The organism is Arthrobacter sp. NPDC056493, from assembly GCF_042795115.1.
Lineage (GTDB): Bacteria > Actinomycetota > Actinomycetes > Actinomycetales > Micrococcaceae > Arthrobacter.
On the sequence record NZ_JBHTSL010000033.1, the window covers coordinates 22,793 to 40,099 of the forward strand.

General features: G+C 65.7%; 15 protein-coding genes. 7 read left to right on the top strand and 8 right to left on the bottom strand.

Features of this window, described 5'->3' with window-relative positions; all coding sequences use genetic code 11:
- Positions 1-46: 46 nt before the first annotated feature.
- The gene (locus tag ACFQ50_RS14170; RefSeq protein WP_377996176.1) at positions 47-997 is read left to right on the top strand and encodes a helix-turn-helix transcriptional regulator; all 951 of its coding nucleotides are present in this window, start codon (positions 47-49) and stop codon (positions 995-997) included.
- A 113-nt stretch (positions 998-1,110) separates the two neighbouring features.
- On the opposite strand, the gene ACFQ50_RS14175 is transcribed toward ACFQ50_RS14170, so the two are convergent.
- From ACFQ50_RS14175 to ACFQ50_RS14185, 3 genes are all read right to left on the bottom strand, one after another.
- Entirely contained in the window at positions 1,111-2,619 is a 1,509-nt protein-coding gene (locus ACFQ50_RS14175; RefSeq protein ID WP_377996177.1) for an APC family permease, read from the bottom strand.
- Between the two features lie 133 nt (positions 2,620-2,752).
- Positions 2,753-4,249: an aldehyde dehydrogenase family protein gene (locus tag ACFQ50_RS14180; protein ID WP_377996178.1), complete on the bottom strand. Its 1,497-nt coding sequence runs from the start codon at positions 4,247-4,249 to the stop codon at positions 2,753-2,755.
- Positions 4,250-4,296: 47 nt separating this feature from the next.
- A complete protein-coding gene (locus tag ACFQ50_RS14185; RefSeq protein WP_377996179.1) occupies positions 4,297-4,764 on the bottom strand; it encodes a hypothetical protein in 468 nt (155 codons plus the stop codon).
- A gap of 144 nt (positions 4,765-4,908) precedes the next feature.
- On the opposite strand from ACFQ50_RS14185, the gene ACFQ50_RS14190 reads away from it, so the two are divergent.
- Both ACFQ50_RS14190 and ACFQ50_RS14195 read left to right on the top strand, forming a co-directional pair.
- Positions 4,909-6,921 carry a primary-amine oxidase gene (locus ACFQ50_RS14190; protein WP_377996180.1) on the top strand — a complete coding sequence of 671 codons (2,013 nt, stop codon included), beginning with the start codon at positions 4,909-4,911 and terminating at the stop codon, positions 6,919-6,921.
- A gap of 108 nt (positions 6,922-7,029) precedes the next feature.
- Positions 7,030-7,638: a TetR/AcrR family transcriptional regulator gene (locus ACFQ50_RS14195; protein WP_377996181.1), complete on the top strand. Its 609-nt coding sequence runs from the start codon at positions 7,030-7,032 to the stop codon at positions 7,636-7,638.
- 68 nt (positions 7,639-7,706) lie between these two features.
- Here the strand turns inward: ACFQ50_RS14195 and ACFQ50_RS14200 are convergent, their stop codons facing one another.
- Both ACFQ50_RS14200 and ACFQ50_RS14205 read right to left on the bottom strand, forming a co-directional pair.
- The gene (locus tag ACFQ50_RS14200; protein WP_377996183.1) at positions 7,707-9,068 is read right to left on the bottom strand and encodes an MFS transporter; all 1,362 of its coding nucleotides are present in this window, start codon (positions 9,066-9,068) and stop codon (positions 7,707-7,709) included.
- 215 nt (positions 9,069-9,283) lie between these two features.
- The gene (locus ACFQ50_RS14205) at positions 9,284-10,198 is read right to left on the bottom strand and encodes a LysR substrate-binding domain-containing protein (protein WP_377996184.1); all 915 of its coding nucleotides are present in this window, start codon (positions 10,196-10,198) and stop codon (positions 9,284-9,286) included.
- 134 nt (positions 10,199-10,332) lie between these two features.
- Between ACFQ50_RS14205 and ACFQ50_RS14210 the strand changes: the two genes are divergently transcribed.
- Genes ACFQ50_RS14210 through ACFQ50_RS14220 form a run of 3 tightly spaced genes read left to right on the top strand, consistent with a single transcriptional unit; the run spans position 10,333 to position 12,585 of the window.
- On the top strand, positions 10,333-10,755 hold the full coding sequence (locus ACFQ50_RS14210; protein WP_377996185.1) for a RidA family protein: 423 nt from the start codon (positions 10,333-10,335) through the stop codon (positions 10,753-10,755).
- Positions 10,752-11,423 (top strand): DUF1028 domain-containing protein, encoded by a 672-nt coding sequence (locus tag ACFQ50_RS14215; protein WP_377996187.1) that lies wholly within the window; start codon positions 10,752-10,754, stop codon positions 11,421-11,423. Before ACFQ50_RS14210 ends, ACFQ50_RS14215 begins: the two co-directional genes overlap by 4 nt.
- Positions 11,413-12,585: a M20 family metallopeptidase gene (locus tag ACFQ50_RS14220; RefSeq protein WP_377996189.1), complete on the top strand. Its 1,173-nt coding sequence runs from the start codon at positions 11,413-11,415 to the stop codon at positions 12,583-12,585. The genes ACFQ50_RS14215 and ACFQ50_RS14220 overlap by 11 nt, the downstream gene beginning before the upstream one ends.
- A 242-nt stretch (positions 12,586-12,827) precedes the next feature.
- Here the strand turns inward: ACFQ50_RS14220 and ACFQ50_RS14225 are convergent, their stop codons facing one another.
- Positions 12,828-14,105, bottom strand: coding sequence for a flavin-containing monooxygenase (locus ACFQ50_RS14225; RefSeq protein WP_377996190.1), 1,278 nt, complete (start codon positions 14,103-14,105; stop codon positions 12,828-12,830).
- Positions 14,106-14,470: 365 nt separating this feature from the next.
- Here ACFQ50_RS14225 and ACFQ50_RS14230 point away from each other — a divergent pair, with 365 nt between their 5' ends.
- Positions 14,471-15,295 carry an NADPH-dependent oxidoreductase gene (locus ACFQ50_RS14230; protein ID WP_377996191.1) on the top strand — a complete coding sequence of 275 codons (825 nt, stop codon included), beginning with the start codon at positions 14,471-14,473 and terminating at the stop codon, positions 15,293-15,295.
- An 85-nt stretch (positions 15,296-15,380) separates the two neighbouring features.
- Here the strand turns inward: ACFQ50_RS14230 and ACFQ50_RS14235 are convergent, their stop codons facing one another.
- On the bottom strand, positions 15,381-16,193 hold the full coding sequence (locus ACFQ50_RS14235) for an SDR family NAD(P)-dependent oxidoreductase (RefSeq protein WP_377996192.1): 813 nt from the start codon (positions 16,191-16,193) through the stop codon (positions 15,381-15,383).
- A 148-nt stretch (positions 16,194-16,341) separates the two neighbouring features.
- Positions 16,342-17,292, bottom strand: a complete 951-nt coding sequence (locus ACFQ50_RS14240; protein WP_377996194.1) for a cation diffusion facilitator family transporter — start codon at positions 17,290-17,292, stop codon at positions 16,342-16,344.
- Between the last annotated feature and the right edge of the window lie 15 nt (positions 17,293-17,307).

Here is a 17,307-nt window from a genome sequence, read left to right on the forward strand (position 1 = left end):
CCGGTTAGGTCAGATCCGGTCCTAGGACTATGGCAGACTTCAGATCATGTGGGAAACCTCGGCACGGCTGCTGCGACTGCTCGCCCTCCTGCAAACCCGACGCGACTGGTCCGGCACCGAACTGGCCGAGCGACTGGCGATCACTCCACGAACGGTGCGCCGCGACATCGACCGGCTTCGCGGCCTCGGCTACCCCGTCATGGCCACCGCCGGCACCGCCGGTTACCGGCTGGGTGCCGGTGCGGACCTGCCGCCGCTGCTGCTCGACGACGACGAAGCCGTCGCGGTCGCGATGGGCCTGCGCACGGCCGCCGGCGGTTCGATCACCGGCATCGAGGAGACCTCAGTGCGGGCGCTGGCCAAGCTCGAACAGGTACTTCCGTCCCGGCTGCGCCACAGGATCAACGCCCTGCAGTCGATGGTGGTGCCGATGGCCAACTCCGGCCCCACCGTCGACCCGGGCACCCTCACCGCCATCGCCGCCGCCTGCCGCGACTCGCTGCGCCTTCGCTTCGACTACCGCACCCACGACGGAACCAGCAGCATCCGCACTACCGAGCCGCACCGGGTGGTGCACGCAGGCCGGCGCTGGTACCTCATCGGCTGGGACGTCGACCGCCAGGACTGGCGCACCTACCGCGTGGACCGCCTCGATCCGCGCACGCCCGCTGGCCCCCGGTTCACGCCGCGCACCCCGCCTGACCCGGATATCAGCACCTATACCTCGCGGGAGATCTCCACGTCCGCCTACCGCTACCAGGCCCGGTTCACCCTGTATGTCAGCGCCGAGACCGCGGCGGAGCGGATTGCCCCCACCACGGGAGCGCTGGAGCCGATCGACGAGCACAGCTGCACCCTGCGGGCCGGGTCCAACTCGCTGGATGAGTTGGCCATCTACGTGGCATCCAAAGGGTTCGACTTCCAGGTGCACGAACCGCCGGAGCTCGTGGCGCACATCAGGTCGCTGGCAGCCCGGCTCGCCAGCGCGACCGGCTGATACCCCGGCCCGGCCCGGCAGGGGGCATGCGTCTCGCGGGCAACGTTCGGCGGGCCACCCACAGGTTCCATGGGAACCCAAGGTGACCCGCCGCCGTCGTACCTCCAAGAACGTCAGTCGTTGATCAGCTCAGCGGCAGCGCCCACGGGCGCCACGGCGTCGCGGACCTTCTTGCCGCGGGCATATCCCACGAGTCCCAAGGCCAGGATGCACCCGAGTGTGCCGAGTGCGAAGGCCTCGAAGGTGAACTGCGGGACGCCCCAGGTTGCCTCGAAGTCGTACTCCAGGCCGAAGAGGACCTCGAGTGTTCCGGGGAAGACCGCCACCCACGAGCCGATCAGGATCCAGGCAAAGCAAATGGCACCCAGAATGCGGAAACCGGCGTCCGGGACGGGAACCTTGAAGGGCCTGTCGGCGAGGGGGTATTTGCTCCGCAGCCGGACCGCGGCTGGGACAGCAAAGAGGTAGCTGAGCAGGAACGTTGAGATGGCGATGGACAGGACCACGCCGAACAGTGCGCTGCTGGTTCCGCTGAGCTGCATGGCCGCGAGCATGAACAACGTGGCCACCACCCCGGAGAGCGTGTTGACCCGGATCGGGGTACCCAGCCTGGGGTGAAAGCGGCCGAAGAAGCCTCCGAAGAAGGAGCCGTCGGCGGCTGCCATGGCTTGCATCCGGTCGCTGATGATCATCCATGCTGCGCCCTGTGACACCAGGACGAAGCAGAAGATCACCGCCGAAATGGCCAGCATGACCTCAGCGGCCGGGCCGAACACCGTGTAGACGGTGGCCACTGCGCCGAACAGGCCGCCGATGCCCGTGATCCTGTCGAGCGGCACCACCAGGAGAATGGCCAGGATCGGCAGGAGGTAGCTCGCGGCGGCGATCATCGAGGAGCGGGCCACCGAGACGGGAACATCCTTGGCCGGGTTCTTCATCTCCCCCGCGGCGCTGTTGCCGGACTCGAAGCCAAGGAACGAAAAAAGCAGCAGCGGGGTGACGCCGAGGAAGCCGGCCAGGGTGGGCGAAAAGAAGCCGAGGTCCAGTCCGTTGAAACCGTGCTGCAGCCCGTAGACCATGGTGACGATAATGAAGAAGGTCAGGAACGCGACCTTGAGGATGGCTCCGAGCGAGGGCAGCCATTTACCGTGCTTCAGGCTGACGATGGCTGAGGTCACCGTAATCCAGATGAAGCCCAGCTTGAACATGTAGTCGCTGACGCTGCCGGCCTCCACATGGCCCACGTATTCGGACCATGTTTCCACTGCCACGAACGCCATGGCGCCGCCCACCCAGACAGGCTGCGTTACCCAGGTGAAAAGGGACGTGATAGCTGCGACAACCCGGCCGAAGGCCATCCTGGTCCAGACGTACACGCCACCTTCTTCGGTGAACGCGCCGCCGGTCTCCGCGAAGATGAGGCCATAAGGAACCATGAAAGTGATGGCCAGGATGAGGGTCCAGGTGAAGGTTTCCCCGCCAAACCCGGAGACCTGGCCGAGGACCTCCACCGAGATGACGGCCGCCACCACCAGCAACAGGATGTCGAAGCGGCCGAGGGATTTCTGCAGATGCTGGCTTTGCTCTTGGGCAAGGCGCGTTGAGGCTATTGGCTGATCCATGATCGGTCCTTTGCTACTGCTTAAGTTTGCTACTGCGCGAGAAGGGTGGGAAAGGCGCCGTCGTGGAGGCGGCTGTAGACAGCGCGGCCTTCGGCGGACCCTTGTTCGATCGATTTCATGGCGGTGTCCTTCCTCAGCCGAACTGGATCCACGTGGTCTTCGGCGCCGTGTAATTATCGAAGGCGTGCAGGGACAGGTCGCGGCCGAATCCGGACTGTTTGAAGCCCCCGAACGGCGTGGTGTTGCCCAGTGCGTCCACGGTGTTCACGGAGACTGTTCCAGCGAGCAGCTCCCCCGCCACCCGGTGGGCCCGGGACAGGTTCGAGGTCCACAGGGATGCCGCCAATCCATAGTCTGTGGCGTTCGCCAGCCGCACCGCTTCGTCCTCCGTGTCGAAGGCGTGCAACACGGCCACGGGCCCGAAGATCTCCTCGCGGTGGACATCGTGCCCGGCCCCCAGACCGCCCAACAAGGTGGGCTCCAGGTAGGCATCAGAGCCCCGGATCTCACGCCGCTCACCGCCGAAAAGCACTTCACCCTCGGTGCGGCCGCGCACGATCCAGCGTTCGACGTCGTCAGTGTGGGCACTGCTGATCAGCGCACCGTTTCCTGCCAGGCCGGCGAGCGGATCCTCCGGCCGATAGGCGGCCGCGGCGGCAGCCAGCAACGCAGCGAACTCGTCATGGACACCCCGCTGGACCAGGATGCGCGAATTGGCGGAGCAGACCTGGCCCTGGTTGTAGAAGGCGCCGAAGGCTGCCTTCGCCGCGGCAGTGGCGAGGTCGGCCGTGTCAGCAAAGACGATGTTGGAACTCTTGCCGCCGGCTTCGAGGCTGAGCCGCTTGAGATTGCTGCGGCCGGAGGCCTCCAGCAGGGTTCGGGAGACGGCGGTGGAGCCGGTGAACGCCAAGGCGTCGACGTCCATGTGCTGCGCCAGGGCCGCGCCCACTTCCCGGCCCGTGCCGGTGACGATGTTCAGGACCCCGTCCGGCAGCCCGGCTTCAGCGGCCAATTCGGCAAGGCGCAACACGCTCAGGGACGTCTGCTCGGCCGGCTTGAGCACCAGCGTATTTCCGGAGGCGAGCGCCGGAGCCAGCTTCCAGACCGCGATTTCGAGCGGGAAGTTCCACGGCACAATGGCGGCCACCACTCCCAAGGGCTCGCGCGTCACCAGCGCGGTGGCCCCGGGCGGGACGGCAGGCAGTTCCCCGCTTTGCTTGTCCGCCGCCTCGGCGTACCAGCGCAGCGTGGAAATGGCACCGGGGACATCCACGGTGGTGGTTTGCAGGATTGGCTTCCCGCTGTCCAATGTCTCCAGAAGTGCCAGTTCGTCGGCATGCTTCTCCATCAGGTCGGCCAGGGCCAGCAGCAGGCCCTTCCTCTTTTCGGCCCCCAGGCGGGACCACGCCGGGAAGGCGCGCCGGGCCGCGGCCACCGCGCGATCGACGTCGGCGGTGCCGCCGGCAGCCAACTCAGCGAGGACGCGGCCATCTATGGGGCTGGTGACGGGCCGGGAATGTTGTTCGCCCGCGGATGCGCGGCGGCCGTCGATGAAGGCCCTGCCGTCGATTGCCAGGGCGTTAGCCCGGCCGTGCCAGTCAAGGGAAAGCGTGGCGGAAGTGCTGTTCATAATGGCTCCTGGGGTTGGTTTATCGGGGGCGGTTCAGTGCGTGGTTGTTAGTGTTCGACGGCGGCACGGACTGCGGTGCCGACAGTTCCGGGCGGCTTGCCCCGGGTCAGGCGGAGGGCCGCTGAAGCACTCATGAGGCACAGCAGTTCAACGGCAATGAGGGTCAGCATGGCCCGCTCATGGCCAGGCGATGATGCGGGGCCACCATTGCCGTGATGGCCCGCGGCGCCGGGCGCCACCATCAGGACCAGATGGATGAGGATCATGGCGGCACTCATCGCCAACAGATGCCCGGCAGCACGCCCGGCGCAGAGCCGCCCGCCCACCAGCGGTGCGGCGCAGGCCAGGCAGGCGGCACCCATGGCAGCCATCCACCAGGCCATCGCTCCCGCCGCACCGCTGGCGGCCGCCAGCACATGGGCGGCGGCACTCCCCGCTGCAGCGGTACCGACTATGCCGGCTGGAATGAGGGCGCCCGGGAAGGGTGCAAGGGGTGAACGGGTTCGCTGGTCCATGGTTCTCCTGGCTCCCCGGCGTGCTGTGGGTCCGTGTTGGTCCGTGCTGTGGAGGCAGGGACTTTACGCCGGGCTTGTGAAGTGGCTAACATCAAAGCGTTGGTTGAACAGTTGTACCATCAAAAATCGACTTCAGGAAGTGCCATGACCCTTCAGACCACCCACTTGGCCCCGCCGCTGCAGGCCCCGTTGGCGCAGCACCCGCTCGAGCAGCTCTCGGCCCGGGAAATCCACGAGGCCCGCCGGATCTTGGCGGCGGCCGGTCTCGTGGCCGACACCACCCGTTTCGCATACCTCGGCCTGTTTGAACCGCCGAAGAGTGACCTTCAAGGAGACGCCGTTGATGCCGTCCGCCTGGTCCGGGCCATGCTCTGGGATGCGCCGCTGTCACGTTCCCTCGACGTACGCCTCTCCCTGACCGCCGGCCAAGTCCTTGATCAGCGCGAGCTGAACCCGGAAATCGACGGTCAGTTGCCCGTCCTCCTGGAGGAATTCGGGATCATCGAGGACATCCTGGCCGAAGACCCGCAGTGGAACGCAGCCCTTGCAATCCGCGGCCTGACCCCGGCGCAGGTCCGCGTCGCACCCCTGTCGGCGGGTGTCTTCGAGTACGGAAACGAGGAAGGCAAGCGGCTGCTGCGGGGCTTGGGATTCCGCCAGGACCACCCGGCAGACCACCCGTGGGCACACCCCATCGACGGCCTGGTGGCCTTCGTGGATGTGGAAAACCGGCGGGTCAACCACCTGATCGACGACGGCCCGGTCCCGGTCCCGGAGGTCAACGGCAATTACACGGACCCCGCGATCCGCGGCGAGCTCCGCACTGACCTGTTGCCGATCGAGATCACGCAGCCCGAGGGCCCCAGTTTCACCCTGGAAGGCAACCACCTTACCTGGGCGGGCTGGGACCTGCGCGTGGGCTTCGACGCCCGCGAAGGGCTGGTTCTCCACCAACTCCACCACTCGCACAAGGGACGGAGGCGCCCGGTGGTCCACCGTGCATCGATCTCCGAAATGGTGGTCCCGTACGGCGACCCCTCCCCCTACAGGAGCTGGCAGAACTACTTCGACTCCGGCGAATACCTGGTGGGCCGCGACGCGAACTCACTCAAGCTCGGCTGCGACTGTCTGGGCGACATCACCTACATGTCCCCCGTGGTGGCGGATGACTTCGGCAATCCCCGCACCATCGAGAACGGCATCTGCATCCACGAGGAAGACGCAGGAATCCTCTGGAAACACACGGATGAGTGGGCCGGCTCCAACGAAGTTCGCAGAAACCGACGCCTGGTGGTCTCCTTCTTCACCACCGTGGGCAACTACGACTACGGCTTCTACTGGTACCTCTACTTGGATGGCACCATCGAGTTCGAAGCGAAGGCAACGGGCATCGTGTTCACGGCAGCGCTTCCGGACAAGGAATACGCGTACGCGTCGGAGATCGCCCCGGGCCTCGGCGCTCCGTACCACCAGCACCTCTTCAGCGCCCGGCTGGACATGATGATCGACGGCGACGTAAACCGTGTTGAGGAACTGGACCTCGTGCGCCTGCCGAAAGGCCCCGGTAACCCACACGGCAATGCGTTCACGCAGAAGCGCACCCTGCTGGCCCGCGAATCGGAAGCTGTGCGCGACGCCGATGGCGCCAAAGGCCGTGTGTGGCACATCAGCAACCCGGACTCGCTGAACCACCTCGGCCACCCGGTGGGCTACACGCTCTACCCGGAAGGCAACCCCACCCTGGCCATGGCGGATGATTCCTCGATCGCCTCCCGGGCTGCCTTCGCCCGGCACCACCTCTGGGTGACACGTCACGCGGAGGAGGAGCTTTACGCGGCAGGCGACTTCGTCAACCAGCACCCGGGCGGCGCCGGGCTTCCCGCCTACGTGGCACAGGACCGCGACATCGACGGGCAGGACCTGGTGGTGTGGCACTCCTTCGGACTGACCCACTTCCCGCGCCCGGAGGACTGGCCCATCATGCCCGCGGACACCACCGGCTTCACCCTGAAGCCGCACGGCTTCTTCGACGAGAACCCCACGCTGAACGTGCCGCCGTCGGCAGCCGGCCACTGCAGCACCGGAAGCGAAGGCGCGAATGCCGCCCCGGGAGGTACCGCCGTCGGGCATTCCGGTCCGGGCCACTGCGCGCATTGAACCTGCGGCCCTGAATCCGGTCCACACCGCGGGGGCGCGCAGGCGCGTCCCCGCGGTGGTAGGGTGCTCACGGTCCCAGCCATGAACCGCCTCGAACGAAGGAGCAGCATGCCCCGCTTGGTCGATCACCGGGAACGGCGCCGTTCCATCATCGAGACCACGTGGCGGCTGATCGCGGGGCAGGGCATCGAGAATGCCAGCATGCGGGACATTGCCCGGGAATGCGGATACGCGGCACCGGGCGTGCTGGCTTATTACTTCCCCAGCAAGGACGCCCTGCTGCTGGCCTCGTACCAACTGATCTGCGAGCGCACCAACGAACGAATCGCAGCGGGCACTGCCGGACGCCGGGGTCTTTCGGCGCTGCGCAGCCTCTGTCTGGAAATCATTCCGGCGGATCCCCTCACCGTGGTCGAGGCCCGTGTGGCGGTCTCCTTCTGGCAGCGCGCGCAGACGGAGGACGCCCTGCGCGCCGTCGGGCGGGACGCCTTGCTGCATTGGCGCGGCCTGGTGATGGGCTTCCTCGCCCAGGCAGAGCACGACGGCGAATGCGAACCTTTGGCCGATCCGGATGCGGTTGCCGATGAGCTGCTGAACATCATGATGGGCCTGCACGTGACAGCCATGCTGGATCCGGATGCCGTCACAGGTTCGCGGCAGCGTCACCTGATAGAGCGGGCGCTGGCGCGGCTAGCCGCCGGACAGCCTGGCTCATAGGGCGCCGGACACCGCCGTAGCCCGGGTTCAGACTCTGAGCCCGGGCTACGGATTGCTTGTTGGTTGTGTCAGTGACGAATGGGCGCGTTGGCGGCCGGCGCGGTTTGGCGGGGTGCCGCGTGGATGTCCTCTTCGCCGAGAAGGTCCTTGCCCTTGCTTTCCTTCATGCTCAGCACGGCAGCCAACCCCACCAGGCCAACGAGAATGAGGTAGAACGCAGGCATCATTTCGTTGCCGGTCCGGGCAATGAGCCAGGTCAGGACGTACGGTACGGTGCCCGCAAAGATGGCGGCAGTGACGCTGTACGCGACCGAGAGGCCGGTCTGCCGCGTCCGGGTTGGGAAGAGTTCCGCTGCCGCCGCCGCATGGACGCCGAGGATAAGGGCCAGAATAGTGCCCAGGCCGATGGTGCTGACGATGCCCGCCCAGGGTGCGCCGGAGTGCATGATCAGGAACAGCGGATAGGCCAGCACCACCAGGGAAATGGCGGCTGCGATCAGGACCGGCCTCCGGCCGACCCGGTCAGAAAGCGCGCCCACCAACGGTACAAGGATGAGCCCGGCCACGGATGCGGCGGTGGAGAGCAGGGCGGCCGTGCCGGCGTCGAAGCCCAGGACCTTTTCCTGATAGGTCAGGAGGTACACGAGCACAACGTAGAAGGTCACGTGCATCATGATCTCCAGGCCGCTCATCTGGAGCAGCTGCTTCCAGTGCCGGGTGAACACCTCCTTGACCGGGCTCTGGGGGACGTTGTCCACCTGCTCGAGTGAGCGGAATTCGGGAGTGTCCTCGATCTTGGAGCGGATGTAGAAGCCGATGATGCCCATCGGAACTGCGATCAGGAACGGAATCCGCCAGCCGCCGTCGGCAATGGTTTGAGCGTCCATGACGCTGGTCAGGACGAAGACCACCAGCGACGCCGCCAGGAAGCCGAGGAGGCTGCCGAACTCGAGCCAGCTGACGCCGAAACCGCGGTGCTTCCTGGGCGAGTACTCTGCGAGGAACGCCGCCGCGCTGCCGAATTCGCCGCCTGCGGCGAGCCCCTGCACCACACGGGCCGCGACGAGCAGGACGGGCGCCCACAGCCCGATCGCGTCGTAGGTAGGCAGGAGTCCGACCACCAGCGTCGCCGCGCTCATCGAGAGGATGACGATGGAAAGCGTCTTTTTGCGTCCAATCCTGTCGCCCAGTGTTCCAAAGACGAGGGCGCCCAGGGGACGAACTCCGAAGCTGATGGCGAAGACCGCGAAGACTGAAAGCAGCGCCGCTGTGCTGTCCTGCTGGGGGAAGAAGACGACGGCGATGGTGGAGGCGAGATAGGCGTAGATGGCCCACTCAAACCAGTGGACAAAGACGCCGATGGAACCGGCAGTAACGCTGGTGCGCAAGCCCTTCCGGCTGATCTGCCCCTCGATGTTATTGGTGTTCACAGTTCCTCCTGGAGGAAAAGATCCGATGCTGGGATGGGGAGAGCGAGCCCACGGTGGTCGACATTGACCGACCTGCAGAACTGCGCCGCCAGGCCACGTGACTTGAGTCACGCCCGAATGCTGGCATAACCATTCTCGAATGGTGCCGTTCAATCTGTCGAATAGATTTTTTACACAAACTGCATCTGCAGATCAGATGCGGTTTTGCAGGAACCTCAGGTACGCGCCGATTTTGCCGCAACTATTTGGTGCCTGACCGCCTGGGCTACCGCCCGGACCCTGGCGGTTGGGCGATGGGACTTCAGGTGGGCCAGAACGGTCTTCAGTTCAGGCACATCGTCGCGGATTTCGACGGCGGCCAGCCGGCCGCCGTCGTACGTCAGCTGGTGCTGGGGCCGCTGGTGAAGGATTGAGTAGCCCAGCCCCCGGGCGACGAATGTCCGGACGGTTTCATAGCTGGCGGAGCGGAATCGGATGTCCGGCTCCTGGCCGCCCAGGCGGGCAATGGAAAGCATGAGGTCACGCGTATGGGGAAGGTCCAGCAGCACGAAGGACTCCCCGCTCAGCGCCGACAGCGGCACACTTTCCTTCCCGGAAAGCTTGTGGTCCGGCGGAAGCGCCAGGTAGGGCCTGACCGTATCCACCACAGAGGTGGCGATGACGTCCGGCAGGTCAAGGTCGTAACACAGTGCCAAATCTGCCTGCCCGCTGAGCAGCGCGTTGATGCACCCCAAGGTATCGGTCTCGATGACTTCCGTTTCAAGGGCAGGGTGGTCTTCCCGCAGCTTGGTGAGGACGCCAGGGAGCAGGAACGGCGCAAGGGTACTGAAACACGCAATGCGGATGCGGCCGGCGACGCTCTGGTGCTCGCCGCGGGCGTGATCAATGCTTTCTTCAACCTGGGCGAGGATCGCTTGGGCGTCGCGAACAAAAAGTTCGCCGGCCGGCGTCAGCACCAGACCCTTGGAGCGCTGCCTGATGAAGAACTGCGTTCCGACATGGCGCTCCAGCTGGGCTATCGCAGCCGATACGGCGGACTGCGCCACGTTGAGCCGCGCAGCCGCGCCCGTCATGGACAGCTGTGCCGCCGCTTCCACGAAATAGCGCAATTGGGTCAGCGTCACATCCATGGAACGAGGATACACGCTGCATCACAATTACCGATGCAATCGTTCTAAAAGAACTGTTGGACAGATTCAGGAGCCCCCGGGAAGCTGAAGGATACGAGCATCCGCCAGAAACAGGACTGAAAGGCAGCAGCCACGTGAAGCACCAGCGTATCCGTACGTTTAATACGAAAGACACCTACCCCGAGCAGAACCTGGACAATGATCTCTGCCAGGCGGTGGTGGCCAACGGCGTGGTCTACCTTCGGGGCCAAATTGGGCAGGATTTGGAGACACGGGAGTCGGTCGGTATCGGCGACGTCGAAGCCCAGACGGAAAAGGCGATGGCCAACATCGACATGCTGCTCAAGGAGGCCGGCAGCAGCCTCGAAGACATCGTCAAGGTGACCGTCTACCTCGTTGACCCGCGCTACCGGGAAACGGTCTACCGGACCATGGGCCGATGGCTCAAGGGCGTGTTTCCGGTATCAACCGGGATCGTTGTCCAGGCGCTGGCACGGCCCGAATGGCTCGTGGAAATTGACGCCACGGCAGTGCTCTCCACGGAGGGGCAGGCGTGACCTTCAGCATCGCTGCCACGGACGGGCAGGGCAGGTTTGGCATCGCTGTCTCCTCGTCCTCGCCCGCAGTCGCCGCACGCTGCGCGCACCTGCGCGACGGCGTCGGCGCAGTCAGCTCCCAGAACATCACTGATCCCCGGCTCGGCTGTGCCCTGCTTGACCGGCTCCAGACGGGCTATTCCGCGCAAGAGGCGATTGACGCCGTCGTGCGTGAATCACCTGCGGTGGACTACCGGCAGCTGGTGGTCCTGGACGCCAAAGGCGGATCCGCGGTGTTCAGTGGAGATCATACCCTCGGCGTGTCCGGCGAGGGCCGTGGACCGAACAGTGTGGCCGCCGGCAACATGCTCGCCCATCCCGGTGTTGCCCAGGCCCTGTGCGACGCTTTTGAAGCCACGCCAGGGGAACTGGAACTGCGGCTCATGGCTGCCCTTCATGCGGCCGAGGCAGCCGGCGGTGAGGCGGGGACCGTTCACTCGGCCGGCATCTCGGTGGTCTCCGGCCATGGATGGCGGGACACGGACCTGCGTGTGGACTGGCATGAGGACCCGATTCCTGCGCTTGAAGATCTGCTGCAAGTGTGGCTTCCGCAGCGGCAGGACTATGTGATTCGCGGGCTCGACCCCGCATCTTCGGTCAGCTACGGAGTGGCCGGCGATGAGCGCTGAACCGGCCGCGGTGAGTCCGGCTGTTCAGCGCGATGAGCGCGGTCAGCGCGCCCGGGTGCTGGAGGCCGTGACCGCCCAGCAGCCTTCCCTGATTCGACTCTCGGAGACCCTCCATGCCAACCCGGAGCTTGGCTGGCAGGAACACCGCGCCGCCGACTGGACCGCTGACTACCTGGCGGCGCATGGCTTCGAGGTGGAAAAGGAGTATTTGGGTTTCCCCACCGCCATCCGGGCCGTCATCGGAAACGGCGCGCGGCGCATCGGGCTCATGGCCGAGTACGACGCCCTTCCGGGCCTCGGGCACGCATGCGGCCACAACATCATCACGGCCGTCTCGTGCGGCGCTGCTGTTGCCCTCGCGCAATTTGCTGCCGAGCGGGACCTGACCGTGGAACTTTACGGAACGCCCGCGGAAGAAGGCGGCGGTGGAAAGATCGAGCTGCTCAAGAAGGGCGCGTTCCATGGGTTGGATCTGGCCATGATGGCGCACCCCAGCCCTGTCGACTCAGCCGAGGCCCGTCCCTACGCTGTGGCGCACAACCACGTGGAGTACCGGGGTAAATCAGCTCACGCCGCGGCATATCCGGACCAGGGCGTGAATGCCAACGACGCCTTCATCGTTGCCCAGGTCGCCCTGGGTCTCCTCCGCCAGCAGCTGCCTGCCGGTACGCGCGTCCATGGGATCCAAACGCGGGGCGGTGAAGCCCCCAACGCCATACCCGAGACGACCGAAGGCCGCTGGTATGTCCGTGCTGACTCACTCGCCCAGCTGGGCAAGCTCGAAGAACGGGTCCACCGCTGCTTCGAAGCCGGGGCCCTGGCGTCCGGCTGCGAGCTAACAGTTGTCCCGGAATCGGAACCCTATTCGGAGTTCCGCACGGACCTGCGGGCGCTGGAGCTGTACGTCAGGAATGCAGAATCCCTGGGCAGGGACTTCAACGCGCCGCCGGAGCAGGCCACCATGAACCGGGCCTCCACTGACATGGGCAATGTTTCCCAGGTGGTCCCGGCCATCCACCCCTACATAGGGCTCGGCTGCTTCCCTGCAGCCAACCACCAACCGGAGTTCGCGGCCCATTGCGTGGGCGAGGCAGCCAATCTTGCCATCCACGACGGCGCTGCGGCTCTGGCGCTCACTGCGCTGGACTTCCTGGCGGAGTAGCCAGACTTTTCTAGGGGCCCGTCTTATAGGGGCCCGTTGCATGGGCTGTGCTCCATGCAACGGGCCCCTTCCTGTTGCCTCTTCCTGCTGGACTCCCTCTATACCGGGGTCTTGCCGGGCCGGTATCCCCGCGCGGAGCAGCAGCGGGCACAGCGAAAGGGGACCATGCCACCGTGGCATGGTCCCCTTTGCCGTTCGTTGTGCTGGTTCGCCCTATCCCGGCCCCATCACACCGCTCCCCATCACACCGCGCCGCTCGCCACCAGGGCGTGCTGGTCGTTGTGGGCCAGGTAGCTCCGCTGGATGGCAATCTGGTCAGCGACGTACTTGGCGTCATGCCATACGCCCCAAATGAAGCTGGATCCGCGGCGTGACTGCCACGGCAGCCCCAGGAAGTAGACGCCAGGCTCGGTCGAGACTCCGCGTTGCTGCCGCGGCTTGCCCTTCGCGTCGAAGGCGTCCACCTTCAGCCAGCTGTAGTCGACGGCGAAGCCGGTGGCCCAAACGATCGAGGCAACACCTGCGCCAGCGAGGTCGAGTTCGAGAATCGGATCCGTGACGCTCTCCGGATCGGGCCCCAGGGTGCGGGCTTCGGGCTCCTCGGGGAGGTCGAGGCCGTTGCGCTCGATGTACGCGTCAGCTTCATCGAGAAGCTCCAGGTAGTGAGCGTCGCCGTTCGCGATGTTGGTACGGAGATCCTCGGCGAAGCGCATGGTTCCGTCCTCGAACGCCTCGGTCCGGCCCACGAGCTTGATGCCGCTCTCGGCGAGGGCGCGAAAGTCGACAGTGTGGCCGCCGTCTGCACCGCTCACCGCGATCGTGACGTGCTCTGCGCCCGCCGCCGGGGTGGAAGCGTCCCACATGCCAAGCACCCCGAGCCACCAGCAAAAGTCCCGTCCGCGGTAGCTCCGCGGGGGACGGTCGTGCGGACCGACCGAGAGGAAGACCTGCCGGCCCGAGCGCTGGATTTCGGCGGCAATTTGCACACCAGAGGACCCGGCCCCGACGACGAGAACGGCCCCATCCGGAAGCTGTGCCGGGTTCCGGTACGAGCTGGAGTGGATCTGCACGGGGTCGGCAGCTTCGGGAACGACGGCGGGAATCACCGGCCGCTGGAACGGCCCCGTTGCTGCCACGACGTAGCGTGCGTCGAAGTTCCCGTCCGATGTCTCCACATGGAATCCGGGTGCGCCGACTTTCCTGCGCACGGATGTCACCTCCACGCCGCAGCGGATCGGTGCACCAATCTTCTCTGCATAGGCAACGAAGTAGTCAGCCACCTGCTCCTTTGACGGAAACGCCCCCGGCTCAATGTCCGCGAATTCCAAGCCCGGAAAGCGGTCATGCCAGGCCGGACCGTTCGCAACCAGGGAGTCCCACCGCATGGTGCGCCAGCGCTCGGCGATACGGTGCCGCTCCAGGACCAGATGCGATATACCGCGTTCGCTCAGATGCTCGCTCATCGCAACCCCGGCTTGACCTGCGCCTACGACGAGGACCTCAACCTCTTGGCTAATCATGTCGATCTCCTAATTTCAGCAAATTGCCCCAGCGCTCCTCCATGCGGTTCCCCCACGCGGACGACATTGAAAGTCGCGCACGCAGCCGATCCCGTCTTTGGGAGTTCCGGCTGGAACCTCGGCCGCTGTGGCCCTCATAAGTGACGGTTGATCCATTTTCACTCGGGGCAAGTGCATCTGCATAGCTCATAAAACAGGACAATCACATCTGAAATTCTGATGCGTTCTTGCCGTCACGGGTTCATGCGGCGTCGCCGGACGTAGCGGTGCGGAACGGTTGGTGAGGATGCAGGACACGTTGGTGCAGAATACAAAGGCGCCCCTGTCTTCGACTGCGGCGCGGACACGACTGCCCTGGAGGTCAAATGACATTCGCAACACCCGTCGACGGCTTGGTCGCGGCCCGTTACGGTGATTCCGACGACTCTGCTTATCCGGTGCCGGCTAACGAGACTGTGGCACTTCTGTACCGCCACCGGTCCGTCCGGAGCTTCACTGACGCCCCGATCGACGAACACACAGTCTCCACACTCATCGCCGCTGGCCAGTCGGCTGCCACCTCATCCAATCTTCAATCCTGGAGCGTCATCGAGGTGCGGGACCCAGCCCACAAGGGCAGGATCGCCCTCCTGTCAGGTGACCAGGACTTCATTCGCCAGGCGCCCGTCTTCCTCGTCTTCGTCGCCGACTGGGCCCGCAATCGGCTCATCGCGGAGCGGCAGGAAGCCCGGACCGCGGGCATCGACTTCATGGAAACCACGCTGGTTGCATTCGTCGACGCAGCCCTCGCCGCGCAGAACACAGTCATCGCAGCCGAGTCGCTCGGGCTCGGAACCGTCTACGTAGGCGCCGTGCGCAACCACGCGGAGGAACTCTCAGGCGTTCTTGAGCTACCGCCCGGCGCCTTTCCGGTTGTCGGACTCGCGGTCGGGCATCCCGACCCCACCGCGCCAGGCGGTATCAAACCGAGGCTCCCGCAGGACGTGGTCCGGCACCGCGAACGCTACACACGGCCCAGCGAGGAATCCGTCGCCAAGTACGATGCGACACTGTCTGCCTACTACGAATCCCAAGGCGAACCGCGGGGATGGATTAGCACCGTGCTGCAGCGCGTTCGCGACCGAGCCAGCCTTCACGGACGCGACCGCATCCGCGACGCGCTCGGACGCCGCGGGCTCCCGTCACGCTGACCGCGACCTCCCTCTGACGGCCCCACGCCTCCGACGGGCGACAGCATGCGACGCGTGACGTTGCCACCGGGGGCGTGGGCCCTTCTCAGATGTCTGCCAGTGACAGCGCCGGCGGTGAGGTCCCGTCGACGTCGACGATGCCGAGCTCTTTCGCGACGGCTGCGGCAACGAGCACCTGCCCGGTCCGCGCCAGGAGGTTCGGATCGTGGAACAGCGCGTTGATCACACGGCCGATGAACTCGGGGCTTTCGCTGGTCGCGAGGTCGAACACACCGCTTTTCGCCGCTTCCAGGACCGATTCGGTTCGAACCAGGCCGGGATAGAGCGAGATGACGGGAATGCCGAAGGGCTGCAGTTCCACGGCCATGTCGGAGGTCATCTTGTCGGTGGCCGCCTTGGCGATGCCATAGATCGTGTTACCGAGGTGGCGCTGCGCCGCCCAGAAGCTGATGTTGACGATCAGGCCGCGGCGCCGCGGCGTCATCATCCGCGCCGCCTGGGCCGAACACACGAACGCCGCGCGCACGCCGGCGTCCATCATCCCGGTCCAGCGGTGGGCCGGCTGCTCCCAGAACGGCGCAGCCCACGTGAATTTCCCGTCCTCGACCATCTTCTCGTAGCCGCCCCAGGCGCAGTTGACGAGGAGGTCCAGGCCGCTGCTCCCGGACCGGATCACGTCAAACACTCCCGCCGTCTCGTCGTCGTTGAGGTGGTCGCAGCGCTGGCGCCGTATCTCCGGCGGCAGGTCGGCCTGCTCGATAGACCGGCCGGAACCGTAAACGCGAAACCCCGACGCCAGCAAGCTGAGGGCGATGCCCCGGCCGACGCCCCGGCTCGCACCTGTCACCAGCGCCACGTGTGCAGGTGGCGTTTCCTCGTTGCGTAGATGGTTGCTCATGCCTGGTAGCCCCGCTGATCTCTGGTTCCGCGGCCCATGATAGGCCGGGGCGCCGCCGGGTGCCACCGCAGGCAGGCTTGCAAGGCACTCCCAGCCCCTTCTGCCGCTCATCGCTTCTCTGGGGGTACTGACAACACTTCGGAAAACGTTAGAAGCGCAAGGCGGTTTCATCCGGAGTCGCCAGCGTCAGCACGGCTTCCTCCACCGTTTCGTGGTCCTCCAGCTCGCGCTCAATCCGGCGCAGGGCCACCGCTACTTCGTGTTCCGGGTGGTCGCCCTGCAGGTCCACGGCCGCGACGAGGTACAGCTTGCGGGGGCCGACGAACTCCAGGTGAAGGTAGGTGAGCCGGGCAACGTCCCGGTGTTCGAGCAGCCGCCGGGCCATGGAACGTTCGATGTCCGGGGTTACTCCCTGGCCCACCAGGAAGCGCCGGTTGCGGTCGATCAGCACAACTGCAACAACCGCCAGCAGAACGCCGACGGTTATCGAGCCCACGGCGTCCGGCAAAGGCGAGCCGGTGACCTGGTGCAGGAACACGCCCGCAAACGCGACCACCAGGCCGACGAGCGCGGCAGCATCCTCGGCAAATACGGCGCGCAAGGTGGGATCGGAGCTGATCAGGACCTGCTCCAAGGTGTGCCGTTCCAGCTCTTGGGCTGCTTCCCGGGTCTGGCGGAAAGCCTGGACAAAGGACACTCCTTCGAGCACAAAGGCCACGGCCAGGACCACGTATGCCACCAGGTAGTCGGACGCGGGTTCCGGCGTGATGATCTGCTGGATGCCGTGCATGATGGACACCACCGCCCCTGCGGTGAAGAGCCCGAAAGCCGCGAACATCGACCAGACATAGGCTTCCCGCCCGTAGCCCATCGGATGGCTCTCGTCCCGCGGACGTCGGGAGCGTCGTTCCGCCATGAAGAGGAACACCTGGTTGCCGGTGTCCGCCCACGAGTGCGCGGCTTCTGCGGTCATGGAGGCAGACCCGGTGAGGAAGGCTGCCACGGACTTGGCCGCGGCAACGAGGGCGTTCGCCGTAAAGGCGATGATTACAGTCAGCAGTGTGGAGCCGGAGTCTTCTCGCTTCTCGGATGCCGCCATGGGGATACCGTACCC